Source organism: Roseateles chitinivorans (assembly GCF_050632145.1).
In the GTDB taxonomy this organism is placed as follows: domain Bacteria; phylum Pseudomonadota; class Gammaproteobacteria; order Burkholderiales; family Burkholderiaceae_C; genus Roseateles; species Roseateles chitinivorans_B.
Window position 1 is genome coordinate 5790308 of record NZ_CP192577.1, and the last position, 24946, is coordinate 5815253.

Here is a 24946-nt window from a genome sequence, read left to right on the forward strand (position 1 = left end):
AACTTTCGTTCACAGCCTCGCGCCCGGGGGCTGTGGTCCAATCCGGGTTTTCCTGGGAAGGGTCTCGTGGCCACGCCCGGACTTTCCCTAGCCAAGCGCGGTCCTGCGGGGATTCGCGCTTGACCGGTGCGGAGATGGTGCCTAGTCTCCGCGCCCAAGAACGATGACAACTGCTCGCCCTTTCCGCTCCGCCCCCCGACACAAGAAGCTCCAGCGCGCCATGGCCGCACTGGGGCTGATTTGCGTCTTCGCGGGCGGTAGTTGCTGGGCGCAACAGTCGACCTCGTCCACCAACGAGTCGCACGACAAGCCGAAGGCGCAGGCCAAGGCCGCGCCGGCTAAGGCCGCCGCCAAGCCGGCGGCGAAGAAGTCCGCGGACGCGAAGCCGACGGCGAAGGCCTCGAAGGACGCGAAATCCTCGAAGCCGGTCGCGGCCAAGGACGCCGGCAAGGACAAGAAGACCAAGGCCGACGACGACAAGTCGCCGGCGGCCGAGACCGTCGCCGAGAAGTCCGCGTCCGACAAGGGCGCTGCGGACAAGGGCGCGATCGACAAGGGCGCTGCCGACAAGGCGATCGCCGACAAGGTCGCTTCGTCCAGGCCGGACGCCAAGACCGCCGACAAGCCGACGCCGACGAAGGCCGACGCGAAGGTCGCGGACACCAGGACCGAGGTCGCGCCGCCTGCCGGCACGATGATGGGCGCTTACGGCCAGAGCCTGATGCGCTCGCCGGCCGGTGCCGCGGCGGTCGCGACGACCGTCGCCGCCGCGGGCACCGCCGCCGCGCTGATCGCGCCGGCCTCGCCCGCCACGACCACGCCCCCTCGCTGCCGCCGACCGCCCTGATGGGTGCGGCCGCCGGCAACGCGAACGCCAGCGAGTCCGTCGCCCGTTTCCTGCAGCAGCGCGGCATCGTCGCGCAGGCGCAGCAGTCGCCCGCCTCGGCGGACGCCGCCGCGCCGGGCCTGCTGAACCGGGTGCGCGACAACGCCTCGGACCTGGTGCTGTCGGCGATGAACTTCCTGGGCGTGCCGTACAAGCGTGGCGGCAACTCGGTCAACAACGGCTTCGACTGCAGCGGCTTCACGCGCCACATCTTCGAGATGAGTGTGGGCCTGGTGCTGCCGCGCCGCGCCGACGAGCAGGCCAAGCTGTCCAGCCTTGTCCCGATCAAGAAGGAAGACCTCAAGCCCGGCGACCTGGTCTTCTTCAACACGATGCGCGCGACCTTCTCGCACGTCGGCATCTACGTCGGCGAAGGCAAGTTCATCCATTCGCCGCGCGTCGGCGGTGCGGTGCGCGTCGAGGACATGCGCGAAGCGTATTGGGCCAAGCGGTTCACCGGCGCGCGCCGCGCCGATCTGAACCAGGCCAATCCGGGCACCTGATCCGGGCATCTGATCCTGGAATCCGGGCGGGCCACGGCGCCCGGCGACCTCGCCCCTTTCGAGGCCTCGACCGCCGCGCCGACGCGGCCCTCATGAAGACAAGCCCTGACACGGCCGCCGGTTGATCCCGGCTATGCTGCGCCCCAGCGCCGTCCGCCGCGATCCTCCGCGATCCACCTTGTCCGCCGTCCTCGATCCCGCCCAGACACCGCTGCACCGCGCCCCCGACCAGATGGGGCAGGCCCTGCTGCTGGCCGTGCTGCTGCACGTGCTGCTGCTCGTGGCCATCGGCAACGCGCCCGGCGGATCGGCGAAACCCGGCGAAGGCGCCTGGGGCCCGCTGAACGTGAGACTCCAGGGCGATCGCTACGAGCCCGGTTCGGGCGAACCCGCCGTCGTGCTGCCCGAACGCGGACCGGTCGGCGAGGCGAAACAGCCGCGTTCCGGCGGCGCGGTGCGCGAACGACCACCGACCCCGGAAGAACAGAAGACGCCCGGCGCCGCGCGCCAGGGGCAATGGCGGCAGCAACCCGGCGACGAGCTGACCGGCGATGCGCCTGCCGATCGCAGCGCGCCACCGGCCGCCACGACGCCGGCACCCGCGCCGACCCCCAGCCAGCGCCGCCGGCGCCAACACCCGTCCCCGCACCGACACCGACACCGACACCGACACCGACACCAACACCGGCGCCGACCGCAGCGCAGACGCCCTCGCCTCTGCCTACGCCGGCACCCGCCGTCGTGGAGCCAGCGCCCGCGGTCACGACGCTGACCACGCCTGTCGAATCGACGGTGGCAGCGCCGACGCGCATCGCTCCAACCGCTCGCGAGACGGCCCCCGCGCGTCCCACGGTGCCGACGGAGTCCTTGCAGGCGCCGTCACCGACGCTGCAGTTGCCGGAACGTCCCGCACCCCTCCTGAGCGAGACGCCAACGACGGTGAGACGCATCGACCGCTCGCCGATCGAGCGGACGCCGACACCGCCTGTCCCGACGGAACTCAAGGCCCCCGCCGAGCTCCCACCGCTGACCGCGGCGCCCGCGGCAGTCCCTCAGCCTGCGCCGACACCCGCGCCTCCGGTGGCATCACCTGCCCCCACGCCGACACCCACGCCTGCGCCCAGCCCGGCGCCGACGCCGCCTGCCGCTGCGACGCCGGCACCCAGCCCCACCCCTGCACAGCCTCGGGTCTCCACGACGCCGTCCTCGACGCCGACACCCGCCAATCGGACTTCGCTCGACGGCTCGACGACGCCCACGACGACGCAACCCAGCGTCGGCGCCCCTGACGCCGGCGCGCGCACCGGCCACGACGTGGCGACGCCCGCCTCGACGCCGCCGAACGCCCCGAAGCTCAACCTCGACATTAACGCCGCGCGCGGTCCGATGCGGCCGCGCGGGACGCCCTCCGGCGTGATCTCGGCGGTACCCAAGCCGCCCGAGGACAAGGACGCGCTGGCCGAGAAGATGCGCGAGGCCGGCCAGCAGGAATGCCGCAAGGCCTACGCGGACAAGGGCTTGCTGGCGGTGGTGCCGCTGGTGCGCGATGCCGCCCGCGACAAGGGCTGCCGCTGGTGAGTCCGGCGCGCGCCGACGCGGGTGCCAGGTGTTGCGTGAACTCCATGCCGCCCGCGCCGACTTGGCAGTCGCCGTGAAATCTCTGCTATAGTCGATGTCTTCGTTGGGGGGTAGCTCAGCTGGGAGAGCGTCGCGTTCGCAATGCGAAGGTCGGGAGTTCGATCCTCCTCCTCTCCACCAACAGATCCGGAAGGGGTCGCACCGAAAAGTGCGACCCCTTTCTTTTGGCGCGCCAGCTTCAGGGTCCGCCAGGTCCCTAGAGAACCGTCGGCGCGCCAGGGGCCGGACAGCCGAACTTCCTTTCGCGCGCCCGACGCCGCCGTCTCGCGGTAAAGCCCCAATCGCCATCCGGCGCCCCGCTCAAGACAATCCACGCCTCCCTGTCGTCGGCGGCGTCCTTGAGTCACACAACATTACAGCGGTCGTACAAAACGCAAGGTTGGCCCTGCCGGGCAACCCGCAAGATGCGGCGCATGGTGGCGTTGGCGGTGTTGCCCTGGAGTTGCGCGGTCATGGCGGCCGGGCCGGTGGCCGGGCCGATCGCGCCCGCCCCTTCCGCAGAGGGCGCCGGTGAGCTGAGCGTGCTGCACTGGTGGACGTCCGCCAGCGAGCGGGCCGCGGCCAATCACGTCGCCTCGCGCATGGCCGAGAACGGCCTGAGATGGGTCGACGGCGCCGTCGCGGGCGGCGGCGGCGGCCCGGCCATCAAGGTGCTGAACGAACGCATCCTGCGCCGCAGGGCGCCCCAGGTGGCCCAGCTCAACGGCGCCTCCATGAACGAGTGGGCCGACATGGGCCTGCTGCTGGAACTCGACGGCGTGGCGGCGAAGCGCAACTGGTCCTCGGTCATGTTCCCGCAGGTCATGGCCCAGGTCACGGTGCGCGGCCACATCGTCGCGGCGCCGCTGGGCATCCAGCGCATCAACAACCTCTACCTGAACAAGGCGCTGCTGAAGCGTCACGGCATCGCCCCGCCCGAGGACTGGGACGGCCTGGAGCGCGCCGCGATCAAGCTGCGCGCTGCCGGCGTCACGCCGGTGGCATTCAGCGACGAACCGTGGCAGGTGGCCACCGTCTTCGAAGCCATGCTGCTCAGCGAGGCCGGCCCGGCCCTGTACCGCCGCATGCTGGAGCAGCGCGACCTCAGCGCCTTCGACGACCCGGCGCTGGAGCGCGCGCTCAGACGCCTGCGCAACTGGCGCAACCTCGCCCTGCCCGCCAGCGGCGTCGCGCCCGGCGAGCGGCCCTGGACCGACGTCGTCGCCGACTTCGCCAGCGAACGCGGCGCCATGATGATCATGGGCGACTGGGCCCGCGGCGAGCTGGGCGTGATGGGACTGGAAGGCGAACGCGACTTCACCTGCAAAGCCGTGCCCGGCACCGCCCAGGCCCATCTCTACAGCATCGACACGCTGGCCATGCTGGCCGGCAACGGCGGCAGCCAGGCAGACCAGGAGAAGATGGCCGAGCTGCTCGGCAGCGCCACGCTGCAGCTGGGCTACAACCGCATCAAGGGCTCCATCCCCGTGCGCCGCGACGTGCCGGTGGACGAACTGGACCCCTGCGCGCAGGCCTCCTTCCACCTCTTCGCCAACCCCGCCACGCCGCGCGTGCCCAGCCTCGTGCACCGCATGGCCTTCGGCGAGATCGGCAAGAACGCCATCATCGAAACCGTCCACCGCTTCGCGCTGGACCCCAGCCAGACGCCCGCCGCCGCCCAGCGCAAGCTGCAGGGCCTGCTGCGCGCGCTGAGCCCACGGAAAGCCCCCCATGACCCCGAGAAAAATCCTGATCGTCGACGACGACCAGAAGATCCGCAGCCTGCTGAAGACCTACCTCGAGAAGAACCAGTACGAGGTGCTGCTGGCCCACGACGGCGCCAGTTTCATGGCCGAGTTCGAGCGCCACCGCGACGAGATCAGCCTGTGCATCCTCGACGTGATGCTGCCCGACACCGAAGGCTTCACGCTGTGCCAGTCGGTGCGCCGACGCTCCGAGGTGGCGGTCATCATGCTGACGGCCAGCGCGGACGAGACCGACCGCATCGTCGGCCTGGAACTGGGCGCCGACGACTACCTCGGCAAGCCCTTCAATCCGCGCGAGCTGCTGGCACGCATCAAGGCCATCACGCGCCGCACCGGTCAGGAGAAGACCAGGGAGCCGCGCTACTACGCCTTCAACGGTTTCACGCTGGACCTGCTCGAGCGCAGCCTGGTCGACCCGGACGGCACCGCCACGGCGCTGTCGGGCATGGACTTCCAACTGCTCAAGCTGCTCGTCGAGCACCCCGGCGAGGTGCTGGACCGCAGCCGCCTGGCCGAGGTCACCCGCGGACGCGACCTGGGGCCGCTGGACCGCTCGCTGGACGTGCAGGTCAGCCGGCTGCGCCAACGCCTGCAGGACGACGGCAAGCAGCCCGCGCTGATCAAGACCGTGCGCGGTTCGGGCTATGTGTTCTCGACGACCGTGACCCCGCGGCATGCGCCTTGAGTTGCGGGCCCGCAAGTTCCTCTTCGACAGCCTGCAAGGCCGCTTCGTGCTGGCCATGCTGGGCGGCCTGGCGCTGGTGCAGCTCACGGTCAACCTCGTCTGGTACAGCCAGATCGAGCAGCGCGTGCGGCGCCAGACGGAGCAGGCCGCCCATCACGTGACCAGCGGCGCCATGGGCGCCGTGCGGGCCCTGCGCGAACTGCCCGCCGCCTACCGGCCGCTGCTCATCGAGCAGTTGCGCACCATGGGCGGCACGCGCTTCCAGGTCTTCTTCAACAACGCCGCGGTGACGGTGACGCCGCTGCCCGGCCAGCCCATGGCGCGCCTGCTGGAGCAGCGGGTCACGCAGGAACTGACGGCGCAGCTCCCGCCGGGCACGCCGGTCCACGTCGCGCTGGCCTCGCCCATCGGCCTGGCGGTGGCGCCCAGCGGCGCGCTGCTCAGCGATCTGCCGGAGAGCTGGGTGGAACCCTCGCTGATCGCCGTCGAGCGGCCGGCGCCCTTCCTCGTCATCCAGGCCGAGACCGAGCCGGGGGTGTGGCTCTACCTCAGCAGCACCCTCCCCGACCCGTATTACCTGGAACAGCTGGAGTTCTTCACCTGGCAACGACTGACCCCGCAGCTGCTCGCGCTGGGCCTGGCCGTGCTGCTGACGCTGATCGCCGTGCGCGCGATCACGCGGCCGTTGGCGGGGCTGAGCCAGGCGGCCGCGCGCGTGGGCCGGCGCGTGGCGCCCAAGCCGCTGCCCGTCAGCGGCACGCAGGAGGTGCGCCAGGCCATCGAGGCCTTCAACGACATGCAGGAGCGCATCCGGCGCTACATCGGCGATCGCGAGCGGCTGTTCGCGTCCATCTCGCATGACCTGCGCACGCCGATCACGCGCCTGCGGCTGCGCAGCGAGCTGCTGGACGACACCGCCGTGCAGGACGAGTTCCATGAGGACCTCGACGAGCTGGACATGATGGTGAAGACCGCCCTGCAGATCGTGAAGGACACCGACATCCACGAGAACCGCGCCCCGCTGCGCATCGACCTGGTCCTTCAGAAGATGGTGCGGGACGCGCGCATGGGCGGGCACCGGATCGAGCTGCAGAACGAGCCGCTGACCGTGTTCGGCAAGCCGCTGGCGCTCAAGCGCGCCCTCGGCAACCTGCTGGACAACGCGATGTTCTACGGCGATGCCGGGCAGGCGGTGGAAGTGAGCGTGGGCAGCGACGAGGCGGGCCTCGTGCTCGTCACCGTGCGGGACCGCGGACCCGGCGTGCCCGACGGCGCGCTCGCCCTGCTGGGCCAGCCCTACACGCGGCTGGAGCACGGCGCCAGCCTTCGCAAGGAAGGCCTGGGGCTGGGCCTGTCCATCGTGCGCGAGATCGTGGCCGACCACGGCGGCACGGTGCGCTTCCGAAATCATCCGGCGGGCGGATTCGAGGTCCGTGTCGCCCTCCCTGCGGGCTGAGCCCTCACTGCCGCTCGCACCGCCGTACTGCCACCGCCGCTGGCCCTCACCCTCGCCCTCTCCCGCAAGCGGGAGAGGGAGCAGGAAGGGCACCGCCTTCACCAACGCCGCAGGCGGCTGCCGAACAGCGCGTAGAACAGGATGAGCCCGTACCAGGGCAGCATGACCCAGTAGCCGAGCTGCGGGCTGGTCACGTCGGCGAGATGGCCGTAGAGCATGGGGATCAGCGCGCCGCCGGCGATGCCCATGATGAGCAGCGCCGAACCGGCGGCCGTGTACTTGCCCAGGCCCTCCAGCGCCAGCGGCCAGATCGACGGCCACACCAGCGCGTTGGACAGGCCCAGCATCGCCAGGAAGAAGACCGTGTCGGGCACGGTGGGCACGCCCGCCCAACCCAGCAGCGCCTGCGAGACGCCGGAGGACGTCGGCGACGACAGGGCGACCCCGAGCACGAACGCGATGCCGCCCGCTCCCGACAGGATGAGCGCGGTGCGCTGGGACATCCACTTCGGGATCAGCGCGACGCCCAGCAGATAACCCAGCACCATGAAGCCCATGGTGTAGGACGTCAGCACCCCGTAGTGCGCCACCCCGAGTTCACGGCCGTAGAGCCCGATGGTGTCGCCCGCGATCACCTCCACGCCGACGTAGCCGAACAGCGCGATGGCGCCGAGCACGACCTGCGGATGCTGGAACACGCCCCAGCGCTTCACGCCTTCCGGACGCGTCCCCGACGGCGCCTCTTCTTCGTCCAGATCGGGCTCGCGCAGCGACGAGAAGTGGATCAGGGCCATGAAGACCAGCAGCCCCGCCGCCATCACCGCGTAGGGCACGACCAGGCGCTGAGACAGCTCGTTGCGCAGCGCCTCGCGGCCGGCGGCGTCCAGCGCCGCGAGGGCCGGCTCGGAGAAGCGTTCCATGCCCGACAGGATCAGCGCCGAGAACACCAGCGGCACGACGATGCCGGCGCCCTTGTTGAACAGGCCCATGATCGAGATGCGCATGGCCGCGCTCTGCGCGCGCCGATGCAGACGATGTAGGGGTTGATGGCCGTCTGCATCAGCGTCATGCCGCTCGCGAGCGTGAACAGCGCCGCGAGGAAGATCGCGTACTGGCCCGAGCGCGCGGCCGGGATGAAGGCCAGTGCGCCGATGGCCATGACGCCCAGGGCGGCCGTCATGCCCCGCTTGTAGCCGATGCGTGCCAGGACGGCCGCCGACGGCAGCGCCATCACCGTGTAGGCGATGTAGAAGGCGAACGCCACCCACAAGGCCTGGAAGTTGTTCAACTCGCAGACGATCTTGAGGAAGGGGATCAGCGAGCCGTTCAGCCAGGTGACGAAGCCGAGGATGAAGAACATCAGCCCGATGAAGATCATGGGCAGCAGCACGCCTTGACGTGCCGGGGATGCGAGGGTGGTGGTGTGCATGCGGCGTTCGATCCTTAGAACTTGGCCCGGACGCCGACGCTGTAGCGCGCGCCGTTCTCGTACATGCCGATGGGGATGCCGTCCACGGTGTTGGACTTGATGACCTCGTTGTTGATGTTCACCGCACTGGCGTAGAGCGCGATGTTGCGCGTCACGTCCCAGCTGGCCGACGCGTCCCACTGGCCGTAGGCGGCGTTGACGACCTGGCCGCCCATCTCCACGTTGCCGTAGCTCTTGGAGCGGTAGTTGTAGGACACGCGCAGCGTGATGCCGCCCCGCTCGTAGTAGCCGCTGAAGTTGAACTGGTCGCGCGAGTTGCCCAGCACCTTCAGCCGCGGCTGGCCGGCGACGGCGCCGGCCTTGGCGTCGGTGAAGGTGTAGTTCACGACGGTGCCGAAACCGGTGTTGCCGAAGGGCTGCTGCCACTGCAGCTCGAAGCCCTTGATGTCGGCGCCGTTGTCGGCGTTGTAGGGGCGTTCCACCGTCAGCGTCTCGCTGCCCACCTGCTCGGACTTGGACGCCTTGTAGGTGAAGGTGTCCAGCTTCTTGATGAAGAAGGTGCCCGAGACCAGCGCCGCATCGGCGTAGTACCACTCGGCGCCGATCTCGGCCTGGTTGGCGTGCACGGGCTTGAGCAGCGGATTGCCGGCATAACCCTTGGACAGCACGGTGCCGTCGCGGCGCAGGCCCGGGCTGAGCAGGTCGAAGGTCTGGCGGGCCATGGCGCGCGAGACCGCGCCGCGCAGGACGACCTCCTTGCTGAGGTCGTAGACGACGTTCAGGCTGGGGAGCGCGTCGGTGTAGTTGTGGTCGACGCTGGTGGGCGAGAAGCCGCCGCTGGCATTGCCCAGATAGCCGTCCGAGGTCTGCTGCGTGCGCACGACGCGCAGGCCGACGTCGCCGCGGAACTTCGCCACCGAGAAGTCGGCCTTGGCATACACGGCGCCGATGCGCTCGTGGATCTTGTAGTTCTCGTTGAGCACGTCCTTGTAGACCATCGCCTGGTCAAACATCGGGATGCCCTTGCTCGCGACGAGTCCGTCGTCGAACCAGGCGTACTGCCGCAGCGCGTCGGACGTGCCCGCGGCCTGGCTCAGCGACGGCGAGGGACCGGTGGACAGGTCGGCCAGCGAGAACGACTGCCAGCCCGGCGAGCCCGGCCCGGCCGTGCCCTGGATGCGGGTGTTCTTCAGCGTGTTGTCGCGCAGCTTGACGCCGACCTTCACCGCCTTGACGAGGCTGCCGTCGATGTCGAAGGTGACATCGCCCTGCGCGTAGTTCTCCTTGGCATCCATGCGACGGATGCGGTCGTCGCCGGACTTGAGCGTCAGCGCGTTCGGATCCAGCGGGTTGATGTCGAGGTACTTCACGCCGTAGTGATCCGGCCCCAGCGAGATCGTCGTGCGCGTGTCGCCTTCCATCCAGAAATGGCGGTCGTGCTTGCTGCCGCCGGAACTGTTGGTCGTGCCCACCTGGCCGTGCAGCTGCCAGCTGCCGCCCTGATAGGTGCCGTCGAGGTCGGCCACGCGCGACTTGATGTAGCTCTCGCGGTAGATGGGCTCGAAGGACACGCCGGTCTTGGGGCCGAAGGTGCCGCCGACCAGCGCCTTGCTGCCGTCGGCCACGGTGATGAACTTCGGGTCGACGGCGCTGATGACGCCGCCCACCGCTAGGCCGCCGGCCTGCCAGAGGTAGTTCTGGTTGTTGTTGTTCATCTTCATGTCCGAATCCATCAGGTTCAGCACGAGATCGGTGGCCGGGTTGGGCTGGAACTGCAGCGCGAGGTTGGTCGTCGTGCGCTCGCGCTCCTGGCGGAAGATGGCCGAGCCGCCGCCCCAGGAGGCGTACGCGTTGGTGACGCCGCCGTTCTGGTCCTTCACGTCGTACTTGCCGTCGGAGAACTGCTCCAGACCGTCGCGGCGCATGTGGCGCTTCTGGCTGCTGATGGCCAGCAGCACGCCGAAGGTCTTGGCGTCGTTCTTCCAGTTCAGCAGGCCCGAGAGCTGCGGGTCGGTCTTGCCGGGCAGCTTGCTGTACATGGCCTCGGCGGCGACCTGCACCGTCAGCGGGTCCTTGAAGGCCAGCGGCCGCCGCGTCTTCACGATGACCAGACCGCCGATGGAGCCTTCATCCAGGTCGGCCGACGGGCTCTTGAAGACATCGAGACTGCCGACGATCTCGGAGGGCAACACGTCGTAGTTGAAGCTGCGCGTCTGCGGCTCGTTCAGCCACCACTCGGACGAGGCCACGGCCTGGCCGTTGAGCTGCGTCATGTTGAGGTTCTTGTCGGTGCCGCGCACGAAGATGGCCTTGCCCTCCCCCAGATGCGGTCCACCGAGATGCCGGGCACCCGCTGCAGCGAGTCGGCCACGTTCTTGTCGGGGAACTTGCCCACGTCCTCGGCGCTGATGCTGTCGACGATGTTCTGCGCCTCGCGCTTCTCGGCCAGGTTCTTCTTCAGCGTGGCCCGCACGCCGCGGACCTCGACGGTGTCCAACTGCTGGTTCGCCTCCTGTGCGTTGGCGGAGGCGAACGCCGCGGCGCCCAGCGCCAGGCCGATGAGGCGGGGCAACAGGAGAGGCTTGGGCGCCTGCCTGGATTGAGGCTTGCATTGAGCCTGGGGAAGACGCTTGGGGAGAGGCTTGGCCACGTAGATGCTCCTGGGCAACGAGTGCCCGCAATCTAGTGGCGCTGCCCCCGCCCGGAGCGCCGCGTTGCGCTTTGCAGGACTTCATTGCACCGACGTTACGTTGGCGCAAGACAGGGTCAGGTCGAGCCCGCTTTGCAACGTCTTCGCAACGTCGTCGCACCCTCTTTGCACGCTCACTGCAGCACTTTGCGCTCGGTACGCCCTTGCCGGACGCGTACGGCACGCCGCCTCACATCGGGCCCGTTCCGAGCACGGTTGGAAGGATTGCGCAACCCGGGTCCGGAATCCCCCAAACGAGCGGTGGGACTCCGTCCGACGCGATTGCGACGTGGCGTCCGACAGGTCTAGTATTGATCGCTCCCACCCGGTGACCCGGGCCTCGCGCCCGGAGAGCCGGGAGCCCGCCGCGCTGCGGCACCGCCACCAGGAGCACCCCATGCTTGAACTGATCGGCGCGATTCTCGTGGGCGCGTTCGCGCTCACCTTCGGGGTCCTGTGCGTCGGCCCCATGATGCTCAAGTCCGACGACCTCTGAATCCATGACGGGCACAGGGCTTGCCGTTCAGGCAAGTCATGAAATTCACCGTCCTCACCGTCAATCTCCACAAGGGTTTCGGCTTCTTCAACCGCCGCTTCATCCTGCACGAGCTGCGGGAGGCGGTGCGGGCCGTCTCCGCCGACGTCGTCTTCCTGCAGGAAGTGCTCGGCGAGCATGAACTGCATGCCGCCCGGATCGCCGACTGGCCTCGGGGCCCCCACTACGAATTCCTCGCGGACAGCCTGTGGAGCGACTTCGCGTACGGCCGCAACGCGGTCTATCCGCAGGGTCACCACGGCAACGCCCTGCTGTCCAAGTTCGCGATCACGCGTCACACCAACCACGACGTGTCCATCGAGGGCCCGGAACGCCGCGGCCTGTTGCACAGCGTGCTCAAGCTCGCCGACGGCCGCGAGCTGCACGCGATCTGCGTCCACCTGGGCTTGCGCGAGTCGCACCGCCAGCGCCAGGTCGAGCGCCTGTGCCATGTGATCGACAGCCTGCCGCCGGGCGACCCGGTGATCGTCGCCGGCGACTTCAACGACTGGCGCCAGCGGGCGCACAAGATGCTCAGCGGCTGCGCCGGTCTCGCCGAGGTCTTCGTCAAGTCGTACGGCTCCGCGGCACGGACCTTCCCGTCGCGCTTCCTGCTGCTGGCGCTGGACCGCATCTACGTGCGCGGCGCGGCGGTGCAGCATCCGATCGTGCTGCCGCGCAAGCCGTGGTCGCACCTGTCCGACCACGCGCCCCTGGCCGCGGAGATCAGCCTGTGAAACGCCCCGACTGGAGTGCCGGCAACGACCTGGACCTGCTCGAGAACGGCGAGGAGTTCTTCCCCGCCGTCTTCGCCGCGATCGAGGGCGCGAAACACGAGGTCCTCATCGAGACCTTCATCCTGTTCGAGGACAAGGTCGGCCTGGCCTTGCGCGAGGTGCTCATCGCCGCCGCGAAGCGCGGCGTGCGCGTGGACATGACGGTGGACGGATTCGGCTCGCCCGAGCTGTCGATGGACTTCGTGACCGGGCTCACCGACGCGGGCGTGCGGCTGCACGTCTTCGATCCGCCGCCCAAGCTGTCGCGCCGGCTGAAGCCGTTCCGCCGGCTGCATCGCAAGATCGTCGTCGTCGACGGGGAGACCGGATTCATCGGCGGCATCAACTACTCGGCGGACCACCTGCTCGACTTCGGCCCCGAGGCCAAGCAGGACTATGCGGTGCGCGTGCAGGGGCCCGTCGTTGCGCAGCTGCGGCGCGTGACGGGGGAGATCCTCGCGACCGCGACACCGCAGACGCCCTCCGCCGGACCGGCGGCACAGCGACGCTGGTGGCCGAGCCGCGCGCAGGAGCCCCGCAAGAGCGATCCGTCCACCGGAGACACGAGGACGTCGGCCGCCGGCCAGGCCAAGGCGGTCATCGTCACGCGCGACAACCACCGCCACCGTGACGACATCGAGCGCATGTACCGCCTCGCGCTGCACGCGTCGCAGCGCGAGGTGATCATCGCCAACGCCTACTTCTTCCCCGGCTTCCTGCTGCTGCGGAGCATGCAGCGCGCCGCGCGCCGCGGCGTGAAGGTCCACCTGATCCTGCAGGGCCAACCCGACATCGCCTGGGCGCGCTGGGCGGCGCAGATGGTCTACGACCAGCTGATGCGCGCCGGCGTCCATATCCACGAGTATTGCGAACGACCGATCCACGCCAAGGTGGCGCTGGTCGACGACCACTGGGCGACGGTGGGTTCCAGCAATCTCGACCCGCTGAGCCTGTCGCTCAACCTCGAGGCCAACGTGATCGTCGAGGACCGCGCGTTCAACCGCGCGTTGCGCGACAAGCTCCTGCCGTTGATGAAGAGCCAGTGCAAGCTGCTGAAGCTCGAGCACACCAATGCGCATCGCTGGTGGTGGCGGCTCGGCATGGGCGCGTTCGTCTTCCACGTGATGCGCCACTTCCCGCGCTGGCTGGCGAGATTGCCGCGGCAGACGCAGCCGGTGATGGCGGTCGCCGACACGCCGGTCGTCGTCAGCGCCCCGCAGACGCCGGGCGCGCAGGCCTGGCGATGGCAGGACGCCCATCGCTTGCAAGACGGCGGGCCCGACGCGCAAGACGCGAACGACGCGCCAGGCGGGCCGGGCGCGCCGTGCCTGAGCAAGGAGGCCGCCGCGTGAGTGCCACGCCGACGCCGGAGGCCGCGGGGCGACGCCCGGCGCGCTGGCGTTGGGGTCGATGGCTGAGCGGCGTGTTCGCGGTCGCGGTGGTGGCGCTGCTCGCGTGGGCGGCGCGCCAGGTCGACTGGCATGAAGTCGGCGATGCGTTGCGGCAGCTGCCGCTGGGCGTGCTGGCCGGCGGCGCGGCGTTGTGCGCGCTCAGCCACCTGATCTACAGCGGCTACGACCTGATCGGCAAGCGCTGGGCGCATCACGCGGTGCCGACGCGGCGGGTGATGCTGATCACCTTCATCAGCTACGCGTTCAACCTGAATCTCGGCTCGCTGGTCGGCGGCGTCGCGATGCGGCTGCGGCTGTATGCGCGCGAGGGGCTGAGGCACCCGATCCCGGCGAAGATCCTCGCGCTGAGCATGGCCTCGAACTGGCTCGGCTACGGCCTGCTCGCGGGCGGCCTGTTCCTCTTCGGATGGCTCGAACCGCCGCCCGACTGGCATGTCGGCGACGCCGCGCTGCGCGGGCTGGGCGGGCTGATGTGGGTCGTCGTCAGCGCCTACCTCGCGCTGTGCGCGTTCTCGCCCCGGCGCGAGTTCAGGATCCGAGGTCACGACTTCTTCGTCCCCAGCCTGCGCCTCGCGCTGATGCAGCTGGTCATCTCGTCGGCCAACTGGCTGACGATGGGCGCGGTGCTGTGGGTGCTGCTGCAGCAGGGCGTCGACTACGGCCACACCCTGTCCGTGCTGCTGGTGGCGGCGGTGGCCGGCGTCATCGCGCACGTGCCCGCCGGGCTGGGCGTGCTCGAAGGCGTGTTCATCGCGTTCCTCGGCCCGACGCTGGGGCATGGTCAGGTGCTCGCCGCGTTGATCGCGTACCGGGCGCTCTACTACCTCGCGCCGCTGTCGATCGCCGCGGTCGCCTACTTCGTGCTGGAGGCGAAGGCGAGGCGGTGATCGCGCCGCCCGTCTCGTGGCGGCGGTACGTCCCGTCGGGGCGTTCGAAGCTGGCGAGCTGCGGACTCCGCTGACCGGGACGGATCGTTCCTGATCGACAGGGCCAGTTTCCAAACAATCGACTGAGACAGTTACGTCGCCAAGACCGTCGACGCAGGGCCAGCCCAGGCCCGGGTCCGTGAGACGCGCACGGCGTGTCCTCCGATCGCCACGGTGTTCCTTCACCTCCTGCGCTGACCTGCGCAGACGCGAAGCCCCGGAGCGAGTCCTGCGAAAGGTTCTCGGATTCCTTACACAATATTTCCAACGTTCCCAGGCGCGTCGGGTACATCCCAGTCTTGCGATCTGCAAGCGCTTTCTCAAGCCCACAGCCAGGGAGTTTGTGTTTTGACTTTCAATCTGAATGACCGTCCGACGAGATGGGACCGGTCGGTCGTCCTCTCGATCAGCCTCGTGTCGGTCGCGGTGCTCGCGGCCTGCGGCGGCGGCACCGGCGGCAACGACGTCAAGCCCGCCACCAGCGACGGTGGCCCGGCGTCCGCCGTCTCTTTCAACGACGCGGATTCGCCCGAAAGCGGCGCGGCGCTGTCGCTCGAGTCCGCCCCCGATCTGCCCGAGCCGCGCGCCACCGCCGAAGCGCGCAAGGAACCGCCCGTCGTGACGCCCGCGCCGCTGCCCGTGCTGGCGACGTCGCCGATTCCCTTCCCGATCGACGGGACCGGCCTGGTGCCGCTGCTGCCCGCGTCCCAGGAACCGATCGAGTCCACGCAGTTCACGCTGCCCGACGGCACGCTGGTCACCCGCTTCGGCATGACCGGCCGTCACCGCCACGCCCGCGAGCGCGGCGAGACCTGGAACGAGGTCGGCTTCGGCAGGAACGAGACGATGGACAGCAAGGGCAACCCGGCGGACAAGGGCGAAGGCCACAGCCTGGACTTCGTCAAGAACTACTTCCAGAACCGCACCTGGGGCGTCGAGATCATCGACAACAGCCGCGTGGCCGGGGTCACCAATCCCGTCCTGAAGATCAACAACTACTTCCTCGAGGCGCAACGCGCCGGCGGACGCGCGTTCTTCCATCGCTTCGACGAACCCAAGGTCACGGGCTTCGGCTGGATGACGCCCGGCAAGCTGGTCGATCGCGACCTGTACGGCGTGGACTCGGCCAACTGCCCGGTCGTCCCGCGCCCGCCCAACGGTAAGCTGCTCAATCCCGGCAAGGTGCTGAACGACGGCTGCAGCGCCACGATCGACGTGTACCCCAGCCATGATGCGTTGAGCCTCAACGCCGACGGCGTGCTGGTGCCGAGCAAGGACGTCCCGGGCGCCACGAAGTTCTACGACTACGCGGTGAACAACGGCGTCACGGGCACGCCGGTGTCCGGTCCGAAGATCCCCAAGCGCGCACTGAGGATCGGCGACGCGATGGAGTTCACGCAGGCCTTCTTCTCCACGCCGGCGGCGATGCGCGCCGTCGGCGACAACGGGGCGCACCACTACTACACCTCCGAACTGACCTACGTGGTCGGCGTCGGCGTGCGCCCCTGGTACGGCGTGGCGCCCCGGCTCAACAACGCCCCGCTGCCGGACGCCACGCTGCAGGGCGGCATCGGCTCGGTCTCCTACGACTACAGCGACGGCAGCAGCTTCATCTTCCAGCAGCAGATGAACCACATCGGCATGCAGAACATGCAGCGCTTCGTCGAAGGCCGCCGGCTGTTGCACAGCAACATGACCACCGGCGAGCACAGCGAGAAGGGCAACGACGTCAACAAGGCCGTCGTCGGGCTGCAGGGACCCAGCTTCAACCAGTCTTCCTGCTTCGCCTGCCACGTCAACAACGGCCGCAGCCCGGCGCCGTCGGCGCTGTCCCAACGCCTGGACAAGATGGCGGTCCACGCCGCGATGCTCGACGCCAAGGGCCAGCAACTGCCTGATCCGCGCTATGGCACGACCGTCCAGATGAACGGCAACGCATCCGGCGGCGGCGTGGTGAACCTGGGACGCAGCGTCAAGGTCGCCAGCTTCGACACCCGCACCGTGGCCCTGGCCGACGGCACGCCGGTGGAGCTGCGCAGCCCCAGGCTGGCCTTCGAGGGCCCGGCGCCGCAGATCGCCTCGCTGCGCGCGGCCCAGCCGCTCATCGGCCTCGGACTGCTCGAAGCCGTCCCGGAAGCCGACATCCTGGCGCTCGCCCGCGCGACGCCGGACGAGGACGGCGTGAAGGGCCTGCCCAACTTCGTCTTCGATCCCGACACCGGCAGTGTCCGTCTCGGTCGTTTCGGCTGGAAGGCGGGCAAGTTCAGCCTGAGGCACCAGGCGGCGTCCGCGTTGCTGGAAGACATGTCGGTGACGAGCTCCGTCTATCCGAGCCGGGAGTGCCTGGCCGGGCCGGCCCACTGCAAGTCGAAGACGGAGAAGGGCCTGACCGACAAGGATCTGCTGCTGGTCTCGCAGTACCTGTCGCTGGTCGCCGTGCCGGCACAGCGCAGCCTGAAGAGCGGATTCCCGAAGGGCGTGTCGCCGATGTCCTACCTGGACGTGGATCCCGCCAAGGTGGCGCTCGGCGCCAACGTCTTCCGCAACCTGCGTTGCGCGGCGTGCCACACCGTGGAGCTGAAGACCGGGTCCAGCCACCTCTTCCAGGAGCTGCGCAACCAGACCATCCGGCCCTACACCGACCTGCTGCTGCACGACATGGGCCCCGAGCTCGCGGACGGCTTCGCCGAGGGTCGCGCCACCGGCCGGATGTGGCGCACGTCGCCGCTCTGGGGCATCGGCTACACCGAGCGCGTCATGGGTGACGACGGCGCGGTCGGCTACCTGCACGACGGGCGCGCGCGCACCTTGACGGAAGCGGTGATGTGGCACGGCGGCGAGGCGGAGAAATCGCGCCAGCGCTTCTCGGCCCTGTCGACCGCGGATCGCCAGGCGCTGCTGGCCTTCCTGCAGTCGCTCTGACCGGGACGACGCGGCGCCTCAGGCGCCGCGTCCGTTCTCCAGACGCTCGGGGCTCCCGACGCGCTCGGCGCTCTCGGCGCTCTCGGCGCGCTCCGGGTTCAGCGCAGCACCAGCGCGGCCAACGCCAGCGCGCAGAAGATGCCCACGTTGAGCTTGGGTTCCCAGTAGCCCATGAACAGGAAGGTCACGGCCAGCCAGCCCAGTCCTGCCGCGAGGGTCAGGACTTGCACGGGCAGCGCGGTGACGACGTCCATGGCCCGCCACGCGAGGAACAGTCCGAGGAGTCCGAGCACCACCTGCCCCAGCGCGAACGCCGTGTTCAAGCCGTAATAGAGCGTCGTCTCCGGGCCGGGCGGGTGCTTGCCCCGGAGGACGTGCGAGACGACGTCGATGAGGAAGTGCAAGGTGCCGCTCAAGGTGAGCCAGCCGTAGGTGGTGTAGACCAGGTACTTGTTCATCGTCATGCGGCGTCCAGCGCCGTGTGCCTCGCGACAGGCCGCGGCGGGAAGCCCGCAGCGGGTGCTCGTGCCAGCAGGGGCTGCCACGCGGTGCGCCATTGCGCGAGCGCGGCGCCGTCGTCCTTGAACGCGAGGTCCAGGAACGCCAGTCCGAGCTCCGCCGTCGCGAACTTCACTTTCGGATTCAGCGCGGCGCCGCCCGTGAGCGAACGGTCGGTGAAGATGCTGTGCGATCCCGCCTGGAACACCGCGAGGAGCTTGCGCGGATCCCCGATCGCATCGAAGACCTGGAGCCGGTCCGCCGCGCCCGAGCGATAGCCGGGGATCTCGATCACGTCCTCGGTGGCGGTGATGTGGACGGTCGGTACCGACACGTGTCCCAGCACCGCCGCCAGATCACGCTCGCCATAGAACGGCGGCGCGGAGATCACGATGCCCGCGGAGAAGCGCTCGTCCTGGCAGGTGACCACCCGGCCCTCCCGCACCACCTGCGCGCCGATCGAGAGCAGCGTCGTGTTGGCGCCGTACGAGTGTCCCGCGGCCACGAGACGCCGGCGATCCACCGCCTGTCCCAGCGGACCGGTCTCGTCGGAGAGCATCCGGTCCAGCGCGAAGCGCACGTCGGCGGCGCGGGCGATGGCCTCGCTCTCCTGGGCCGCCGCACGCAGCCGGCCCACGATGCCGAACGGATTGCCGCGCCAGACGGCCACGTCGCTCCCTGCATGCTGCACATGCAGGCTGGCGACGCCCCTCGACGACCAGTGCCTGCCGAGGTAGCTGTAGCCCTGCCGCGATCCGCCGATGCCGTGCGAGAACACCACCAGCGGCACCCCCTCCGCCGAGGACGTCTGCGCCGGCCAGTACAGCCGGGCGGGCACGGCGCGCGATCGCGCGGCGTCGAACCAGTCGATATCGATCACGCGGAAAGGCGGGCTTGCGGGACCGGCGTCTTCCGCCCGCAACAGCGCCGGCATCGGCAGCGCGGAGGCCAGCAACAAGGCGTTCAACTGCCGGCGACGTCCGCTCGCCGGCTCGCGGACATCGGCGCTCAAGCACTGACTCCGGTGAGGCGGGCCGATTCGGCCCACAGCCGCGCCGCATCCGCCCTGTCCAGGGCTTGCGTCGGCACCCGGGCCACGGTCGGATGACCTCGCGTCTCGCCGAGCCGGTCCGGCCCGTAGTAGAGCCCGCCTTCGGCCTTTGCCGCCGTGGCCGCGAAGAGTGTCGGCAACGCGCCCTGCGCGGCCGGCTGGAAGAGGAACCAGAGGAAGCGGCGGATCATCGCTTCAGGACTCGACGGACCGGCGCCATTGGGCAGCAGATCGGTACGGGCGATGCCCGGATGCGCGGCGATGCTCTGGACGCCCCAACCCCCGACGTCGCCGCGGCGCTGCAGCTCGAAGGCGAACATCAGGCAGGCCAGCTTGGACTGGCCGTAGGCCGCCATCGGCTTGTAGCGCCGCTCGGACTGCAGATCGTCGAAGTCCAGCACGCCCGAGCGTGCCGCGACACTCGACACGCTGACGACCCGGGGCGACTGCCCCCGTCGCAGCCAGGGCAGCAGCCGTGCGGTCAGCGCGAAATGGCCGAGATGGTTGGTCCCGAACTGCAGCTCGAAGCCGTCGGCCGTCACCTGGCGCCGCGGCGGCGTCATGACGGCGGCGTTGTTGATCAGCAGGTCGAGGCGGTCCAGCGTGCCGCCGAGCCGCTCGGCGAAGGCCTCGATGCTGTCGAGGCTGGCCAGGTCCAGCAGCTCGAAGCGGACATCGGCCCGCGCGACGTCCGCGCGGATCCGGTCGACGGCCGCCCCGCCCTTGCGCGGGTTGCGCCCCGCGACGATCACCCGCGCGCCGGCGCGGGCGAGTGCCAGGGCGTCGTGGAAACCCAGGCCGCCGGTGCCGGTGACGACCGCCGTGCGGCCTTTCTGGGAGGGAATGTCCGATGCTTTCCAGGGGGCCATGGTTCCTTGCCTGCAGTAAACTGGATGCACAAATTAATGCACCGAGTGCAATTTATAGCGCACCCGGTGTACGAACACAAGAGCACCCACATGCCCCCTCCTCTTCCCACGGCGGACGATGACGCCGCCGAAGGCGCGCGCGAGCGCAAGCGTCGCGAGACCCGCCACCGCATCGCCGAGACCGCGTTGCGGCTCTTCCTCGCCCATGGCTTCGAGGGCACGACGCTGGACGTGATCGCCGCGGAATCGGACATCTCACGTCGGACCTTCTTCTCCTACTTCAAGTCCAAGGACGACATCCTGCTGTTCTGGCAGGACGTGCACTGGCGCGCCATCTACGACGACCTGCTGAAGACGTCTCCCGACGTGCCGCCGCTGGACGCGGTGCGGGACATCATGGTCCGGCACATGGCCCGTTACACCTCCGAGGAGATGCAGGCCATCGACACGCTGATGCGGTCCAGCCCGACGCTCTACTCGCGCAAGCAGGCCTTCTATGCGGAGCAGGAGCTGGTGCTCTTCACCCGGCTGTGCGAGGTCTGGCGCCAGCCGGAGCGCCGGCCGGCGCTGCGCATGGTGGCCATGGTGGCCATGGGCGCGATGCGGGTGACGACGCAGACCTGGAACGAGCTGCCCACCCCGCGCAAGCCGATGGCCAAGTTGCTGCGGGAGTCGTTCGAGAGCCTGCGGTCGGAGCTGTAGGTCGACACGGGGCGGCGTCGATCACTCCGAGACGAAGACCGGCACCTCGGCGATCAGGGCATCGAGCGCCGCCCGCACGCGCGGCGGCGTGTACGGCAGTTGCGGCCACAGCACGTGGATGTCGAAACCCAGGGTCGGCTGCGCGTCGAGCAGGCGCACCAGTCCGCCCGCGCGGATCCGGTCGCGGACCAGCCAGAGCGGCAGCCACGCGAGCCCATGACCGGCGGCCGCCGCGTCGGCCATCGCCTCCAGGTCATCGAACTTCAGGCGCGACCTGGGCACGTGTTCCAGCGGGGCGCCCTGCGCCGTCGGGAACAGCCAGGTCTGGGCACGTCCGTTGCGCGAGTAGACGATCGCCGGGTAGGCCGACAGGTCCTCGACGGTCTTCACCGTGGCCGCCGCCGCGACCGACGGCGCGCCGCAGATCACCATCTGCTCGCGCGCGATGCGGCGCGTCATCAGGCCGGCGCCCGGCCCCAGCGCGCCCATGCGGATGCTGAGATCGATGCCGTCCTCGATCAGGTCCACGACGCGATCGCTGAACTGCAGTTCGAGCTCGAGATCCGGATGCAGCGCCGCCAGCCGCGTCAGCACCGGCGCGATGCAGAGTCGCCCGAACAGCACCGGCATCGACACGCGCAAGCGGCCGCCGATGGCCTGGCGTCCCGCCTCCAGTCGCGCCTTGCCGGCACCGAGTTCCTCCATCGCGCGCAGGCAATGCTCGAAGTAGGCCATGCCGTCTTCGGTGAGGGTCTGGTGGCGGGTGGTCCGGTGGAAGAGGCGCACGCCCAGTCGCGACTCCAATCGCGCGATGGCCTTGCCCACGGCGGAGCGGGACAGGTTCAAGCGCCGCGCGGCCGCGGCGAATCCATTCGCTTCCACGGCGGCCACGAAGGCCGGGATGTCGTTGAAGGCATCGGTCATGGCTGATTGTAGAAACAACCTCGCCAATGCACGGATCAGACATCGCCACCAGCACGGATCCCCACTGCCTACGATCGCTGCGAACCGGCGCACCGGACGGATTGATTCCGTGAGGTCGCCATGCGTTCAGCACGACCCACCCACTGATCCGAAGCAGAAAGTCCTCATGACACCGTCCCGTCTTGTCCCGCCCGCCGTGGCCCTGTCCGCGCTGCTCCTCGCCGCGCCCGCATGGAGTGCCGCTCCTCGGGCCACGACGGCTCCGGCCGCGAAGACCGGCGTGTGGACCTACGCAGGTACCGGCACGGTGAACACCTACTGGGTGGAGACGCCGGGCGGCGGGCTGGTGGTGATCGACACGCAGCGCGACCTCCGTCATGCGGCGCAGGCCGTCGCGGCGGTGCGCGCCGTCGGCAAGCCGGTCCGGGCGATCCTGATCACCCACGCGCATCCCGACCACTACACCGGCATCGGCCTGTTCAAGGAGGCCTTCCCCGAGGCGCCCGTGTACGCCTCGGCCGCCACCATCGCCGCGATCCGCGACGACGCCTACGGCTACAACGCCGTCACTCAGCAGGCCGCGCCGGACATCACCCCGCAGGTCTTCGTGCCGCCCGACCAGGCCTTCGACGCCAACGCGACGCTGCGCATCGACGGCCTGAGCATCGTCACGCGCGAACTGGGCGCGGGCGAGGCGCACGACACCACCGCCTACTATCTGCCGGCCTCGGGCGACCTGTATATCGGCGACGTGGTGCTGAACCGCCTGCACGGGCCGTTGGAGGAAGGCGCGACCGGTGCCTGGCTGGGCATCCTGGACAAGCTCGACGCGATGTACCCGAACGTGCGCGTCGTGCATCCGGGCCACGGCCCGTCGGGTCCGAAGCAGCCGATGTTCGACGACCAGCGGACCTATCTGCGCACCTGCCGCGCGATCGCCGCCGAGGAGATCGCGCGCGCCGGCTTCACCGACGCCGCCAGGCAGGCGGCCATCCGACGCATCAACGCGCGCTTCCGTTACATCAATCCCACCGGGATCCCCGACATCGTCGAGGACAGCGTGAACGGCCTGTTCAAGGAGTTCTCGACGGCCTCGATGACGCCGGTGAGGTGAGCATCCCTGTCGCCGGAGCGCCAGGGCGCCCGACATCGACCGACACCGGCCGCCATCGGCCGTCACCGGAGGATCGCCTTGGCGCGATCTGATTTGTCGCGTCACAGGCGGCTCCCTATGCTGGCGCCATGCCTCCCGACACCTTCTCCGTGCCCGTGCACCTCCTCGACAAGCTCGGCCTGTCGATGGAGCGGCTGTGCGCCCGCGCCGGCGTCGCGCCCACGGCGGCCTGGCGCACCGACGACTTCTTCCGCCTCTGGGCCGCCCTCGACGAGGAGCTGTCCGATCGCTCCGCCGGACTGCGCTTCGGCACCGAAGGCATCAGCCGCGGCTACGGCGTCGCGGCGATCGTGGCGCTGCATGCCCCGGACTTCCGCGGCGCGCTGGCGGCCCTGTCCCGCTACAAGCGGCTGACCTGCCCCGAACTGGTCGAGGTCGAGACCGTCCGCGACGAGGTCGTCGTGCGCTACCGATGGCTCCAGGCGAGCGGCGACGTGCCGCGCCTGCTGATCGACACGACCCTGGCGTCGCTGAGGGAACTGGCCCGGCAAGGCACGGCGGGTCAGGTCTTGCCGACCCGCGTCGAACTGACGCGGCGGGCGATGGACGGCCCGCTGCTGCGTCGCCACTTCGACTGTCCCGTCGTGTTCAGCGCGGAGCACAACGCGATGGTGTTCCCTCGCGCATCGCTCGATGTGGCGTTCGTCACCGCCGACGGCGGCGCCTTTGCGCGCGTGCTGGCCGGTCTTGAGCGGGCGCTCGTCGAGGGCGAGGGCTTCACCGCGCTGGTGGGCCAGGTGCGCGTGGCCATCGCGCAGCAGTTGAGCGCCGGCCACGCCCCCACCGCGGCGGCCGTGGCCCACCGCCTCGCCACCAGCGGCCGCACGCTGCAGCGCCGCCTGGCGGACTGCGGCACCAGCTTCCAGCAGCAGCTCGCCACCGTGCGGCGCATCCTCGCCGGGCGGCTCCTGGCCAACACCGACCTCGACACCGTCGCGATCGCGATGCTGCTCGGCTTCGTGGAACCCAATTCGTTCGCCCGGGCCTTCCGCGGCTGGGAGCAGACGACGCCCTTGCGCTGGCGCGAGCGCCTGGCCTCGACGCCATCCCTTCCTCACACAGGATCCCCGACATGAGTTCAACGCCCGTCCTGGTCACCGGCGGCTCCGGCTTCATCGCCGGACATTGCATCCTTCAACTGCTGGCACAGGGACACACGGTCCGCGCCACCCTCCGGTCATTGACGCAGGGGAACGCCGTGCGCGCCGCGCTCGAACGGTCCGGCCTGACCCATGGCGAGCGGCTGACCTTCGTGGCCGCCGACCTGATGAGTGACGCGGGCTGGGCAGAGGCCGTCGAGGGGGTGGACATCGTGCTGCATGTCGCCTCGCCGGTGCAACCCGGCCACGTCGCCGACGAGAACGACCTGATCCGCCCGGCGCGCGAGGGCACGCTGCGCGTGCTCCGTGCCGCGCGGGACGCCGGCGTGAAGCGGGTGGTGCTGACCTCGGCCTTCCACGCGGTGAGCTGGGGATGGCCGCGCGGCGATCACACGTTCACCGAGGACGACTGGACCATCCTCGACGGCCCCGGCGTCGACGCCTACGGCAGGAGCAAGACGCTGGCCGAGCGCGCGGCCTGGGACTTCATCGCCGCGGAGGGCGGCGGCATGACGCTCGTGACGATGCTGCCCGTTGCCGTCATGGGGCCGATCATGGGCACGGCCATCTCCGGCTCGAACCATCTGGTCCAGCGCCTGCTCGAAGGCGCGATGCCGGGACTGCCCAACCTCTTCATCCCGATCGTCGACGTCCGCGACGTCGCGAGCGCCCACCTCCTCGCGATGACCGCGCCCGAGGCCGGCGGGAAACGATTCCTGCTGTCGAACGGCCAGGCGCTCGCGATGACGGAGATCGCCGCCCGCCTCCGGGCCGCCGACCTTGGCGATCGCGCCACGCGCGTGCCGACGCGTCGCATCCCCGACCTCGTGCTCCGCGTCATGTCGCTGTTCAGGGCCGAGTTGCGGAGCGTCGTCCACGACCTCGGCCGTGCCAAGCGCACCTCCAACGCGAGGGCCGCCGCGCTGCTCGGCTGGCATCCCCGCCCCGCCGACGAAGCGATCGTGGCTGCGGCGAGGAGCATGGTGGCCGGCGGCGTCCTGAAGAGCTGAAAGGCTGAAGCCTGAC

Annotated in this window: 22 protein-coding genes, 1 tRNA gene and 1 pseudogene; 16 read left to right on the forward strand and 8 right to left on the reverse strand. The window is 69.7% G+C overall.

Annotated features, from left to right (window positions below; genetic code table 11):
* The first annotated feature begins 220 nt into the window (after positions 1 to 220).
* The 8 genes and pseudogenes from ACQ86G_RS26550 (at position 221) to ACQ86G_RS26585 (ending at position 6913) form a co-directional block, all read left to right on the forward strand.
* A complete protein-coding gene (locus tag ACQ86G_RS26550; protein ID WP_431258078.1) occupies positions 221 to 847 on the forward strand; it encodes a hypothetical protein in 627 nt (208 codons plus the stop codon).
* Positions 847 to 1389: a C40 family peptidase gene (locus ACQ86G_RS26555; protein ID WP_431258079.1), complete on the forward strand. Its 543-nt coding sequence runs from the start codon at positions 847 to 849 to the stop codon at positions 1387 to 1389. The genes ACQ86G_RS26550 and ACQ86G_RS26555 overlap by 1 nt, the downstream gene beginning before the upstream one ends.
* A 178-nt stretch (positions 1390 to 1567) precedes the next feature.
* The gene (locus tag ACQ86G_RS26560; protein ID WP_431258080.1) at positions 1568 to 2161 is read left to right on the forward strand and encodes a hypothetical protein; all 594 of its coding nucleotides are present in this window, start codon (positions 1568 to 1570) and stop codon (positions 2159 to 2161) included.
* A 308-nt stretch (positions 2162 to 2469) separates the two neighbouring features.
* Positions 2470 to 2967: a hypothetical protein gene (locus ACQ86G_RS26565; protein ID WP_431258081.1), complete on the forward strand. Its 498-nt coding sequence runs from the start codon at positions 2470 to 2472 to the stop codon at positions 2965 to 2967.
* A gap of 105 nt (positions 2968 to 3072) precedes the next feature.
* Positions 3073 to 3147, forward strand: a tRNA-Ala gene (locus ACQ86G_RS26570).
* 611 nt (positions 3148 to 3758) lie between these two features.
* Positions 3759 to 4451: pseudogene (locus tag ACQ86G_RS26575) on the forward strand (ABC transporter substrate-binding protein); the annotation flags it as partial.
* Between the two features lie 286 nt (positions 4452 to 4737).
* Entirely contained in the window at positions 4738 to 5457 is a 720-nt protein-coding gene (locus tag ACQ86G_RS26580) for a response regulator (RefSeq protein ID WP_088408256.1), read from the forward strand.
* Positions 5447 to 6913 carry an ATP-binding protein gene (locus tag ACQ86G_RS26585; RefSeq protein ID WP_431258082.1) on the forward strand — a complete coding sequence of 489 codons (1467 nt, stop codon included), beginning with the start codon at positions 5447 to 5449 and terminating at the stop codon, positions 6911 to 6913. The genes ACQ86G_RS26580 and ACQ86G_RS26585 overlap by 11 nt, the downstream gene beginning before the upstream one ends.
* A 98-nt stretch (positions 6914 to 7011) precedes the next feature.
* Here ACQ86G_RS26585 and ACQ86G_RS26590 read toward each other — a convergent pair whose 3' ends face one another.
* Genes ACQ86G_RS26590 through ACQ86G_RS26605 form a run of 4 tightly spaced genes read right to left on the reverse strand, consistent with a single transcriptional unit; the run spans position 7012 to position 10914 of the window.
* Positions 7012 to 7917, reverse strand: coding sequence for a hypothetical protein (locus ACQ86G_RS26590; protein WP_431258083.1), 906 nt, complete (start codon positions 7915 to 7917; stop codon positions 7012 to 7014).
* Complete coding sequence (locus ACQ86G_RS26595; protein WP_431258084.1) at positions 7845 to 8342, reverse strand: hypothetical protein; 498 nt, start codon at positions 8340 to 8342, stop codon at positions 7845 to 7847. Before ACQ86G_RS26595 ends, ACQ86G_RS26590 begins: the two co-directional genes overlap by 73 nt.
* 14 nt (positions 8343 to 8356) lie before the next feature.
* Positions 8357 to 10642: a TonB-dependent receptor gene (locus tag ACQ86G_RS26600; RefSeq protein ID WP_431258085.1), complete on the reverse strand. Its 2286-nt coding sequence runs from the start codon at positions 10640 to 10642 to the stop codon at positions 8357 to 8359.
* Positions 10612 to 10914 carry a TonB-dependent receptor plug domain-containing protein gene (locus ACQ86G_RS26605; protein ID WP_431258086.1) on the reverse strand — a complete coding sequence of 101 codons (303 nt, stop codon included), beginning with the start codon at positions 10912 to 10914 and terminating at the stop codon, positions 10612 to 10614. The genes ACQ86G_RS26600 and ACQ86G_RS26605 overlap by 31 nt, the downstream gene beginning before the upstream one ends.
* A 651-nt stretch (positions 10915 to 11565) precedes the next feature.
* Here ACQ86G_RS26605 and ACQ86G_RS26610 point away from each other — a divergent pair.
* The 4 genes from ACQ86G_RS26610 to ACQ86G_RS26625 all read left to right on the forward strand — a co-directional run bounded on the left by ACQ86G_RS26610 (position 11566) and on the right by ACQ86G_RS26625 (position 17602).
* Positions 11566 to 12303 carry an endonuclease/exonuclease/phosphatase family protein gene (locus tag ACQ86G_RS26610; RefSeq protein ID WP_431258087.1) on the forward strand — a complete coding sequence of 246 codons (738 nt, stop codon included), beginning with the start codon at positions 11566 to 11568 and terminating at the stop codon, positions 12301 to 12303.
* The gene (clsB, locus tag ACQ86G_RS26615; protein ID WP_431258088.1) at positions 12300 to 13694 is read left to right on the forward strand and encodes a cardiolipin synthase ClsB; all 1395 of its coding nucleotides are present in this window, start codon (positions 12300 to 12302) and stop codon (positions 13692 to 13694) included. The genes ACQ86G_RS26610 and clsB overlap by 4 nt, the downstream gene beginning before the upstream one ends.
* Positions 13691 to 14641 carry a lysylphosphatidylglycerol synthase domain-containing protein gene (locus ACQ86G_RS26620; protein ID WP_431258089.1) on the forward strand — a complete coding sequence of 317 codons (951 nt, stop codon included), beginning with the start codon at positions 13691 to 13693 and terminating at the stop codon, positions 14639 to 14641. The genes clsB and ACQ86G_RS26620 overlap by 4 nt, the downstream gene beginning before the upstream one ends.
* 387 nt (positions 14642 to 15028) lie before the next feature.
* Positions 15029 to 17602, forward strand: coding sequence for a di-heme oxidoredictase family protein (locus ACQ86G_RS26625; protein ID WP_431258090.1), 2574 nt, complete (start codon positions 15029 to 15031; stop codon positions 17600 to 17602).
* 98 nt (positions 17603 to 17700) lie between these two features.
* Here the strand turns inward: ACQ86G_RS26625 and ACQ86G_RS26630 are convergent, their stop codons facing one another.
* The 3 genes from ACQ86G_RS26630 to ACQ86G_RS26640 are packed head-to-tail and all read right to left on the reverse strand — an operon-like array spanning position 17701 to position 20020.
* Positions 17701 to 18066, reverse strand: coding sequence for a hypothetical protein (locus ACQ86G_RS26630; protein WP_431258091.1), 366 nt, complete (start codon positions 18064 to 18066; stop codon positions 17701 to 17703).
* Positions 18063 to 19112, reverse strand: coding sequence for an alpha/beta hydrolase family protein (locus ACQ86G_RS26635; RefSeq protein ID WP_431258092.1), 1050 nt, complete (start codon positions 19110 to 19112; stop codon positions 18063 to 18065). Before ACQ86G_RS26635 ends, ACQ86G_RS26630 begins: the two co-directional genes overlap by 4 nt.
* A complete protein-coding gene (locus ACQ86G_RS26640; RefSeq protein WP_431258093.1) occupies positions 19109 to 20020 on the reverse strand; it encodes an oxidoreductase in 912 nt (303 codons plus the stop codon). The genes ACQ86G_RS26635 and ACQ86G_RS26640 overlap by 4 nt, the downstream gene beginning before the upstream one ends.
* 90 nt (positions 20021 to 20110) lie before the next feature.
* On the opposite strand from ACQ86G_RS26640, the gene ACQ86G_RS26645 reads away from it, so the two are divergent.
* Complete coding sequence (locus tag ACQ86G_RS26645) at positions 20111 to 20722, forward strand: TetR/AcrR family transcriptional regulator (protein ID WP_431258094.1); 612 nt, start codon at positions 20111 to 20113, stop codon at positions 20720 to 20722.
* A 21-nt stretch (positions 20723 to 20743) separates the two neighbouring features.
* Here the strand turns inward: ACQ86G_RS26645 and ACQ86G_RS26650 are convergent, their stop codons facing one another.
* Positions 20744 to 21646 carry a LysR family transcriptional regulator gene (locus ACQ86G_RS26650; RefSeq protein WP_431258095.1) on the reverse strand — a complete coding sequence of 301 codons (903 nt, stop codon included), beginning with the start codon at positions 21644 to 21646 and terminating at the stop codon, positions 20744 to 20746.
* Positions 21647 to 21812: 166 nt separating this feature from the next.
* Between ACQ86G_RS26650 and ACQ86G_RS26655 the strand changes: the two genes are divergently transcribed.
* From ACQ86G_RS26655 to ACQ86G_RS26665, 3 genes are all read left to right on the forward strand, one after another.
* Positions 21813 to 22760: an MBL fold metallo-hydrolase gene (locus ACQ86G_RS26655; RefSeq protein WP_431258096.1), complete on the forward strand. Its 948-nt coding sequence runs from the start codon at positions 21813 to 21815 to the stop codon at positions 22758 to 22760.
* A 128-nt stretch (positions 22761 to 22888) separates the two neighbouring features.
* Complete coding sequence (locus tag ACQ86G_RS26660) at positions 22889 to 23896, forward strand: AraC family transcriptional regulator ligand-binding domain-containing protein (RefSeq protein WP_431258097.1); 1008 nt, start codon at positions 22889 to 22891, stop codon at positions 23894 to 23896.
* On the forward strand, positions 23893 to 24930 hold the full coding sequence (locus tag ACQ86G_RS26665; RefSeq protein WP_431258098.1) for an SDR family oxidoreductase: 1038 nt from the start codon (positions 23893 to 23895) through the stop codon (positions 24928 to 24930). The genes ACQ86G_RS26660 and ACQ86G_RS26665 overlap by 4 nt, the downstream gene beginning before the upstream one ends.
* Positions 24931 to 24946: the final 16 nt, after the last annotated feature.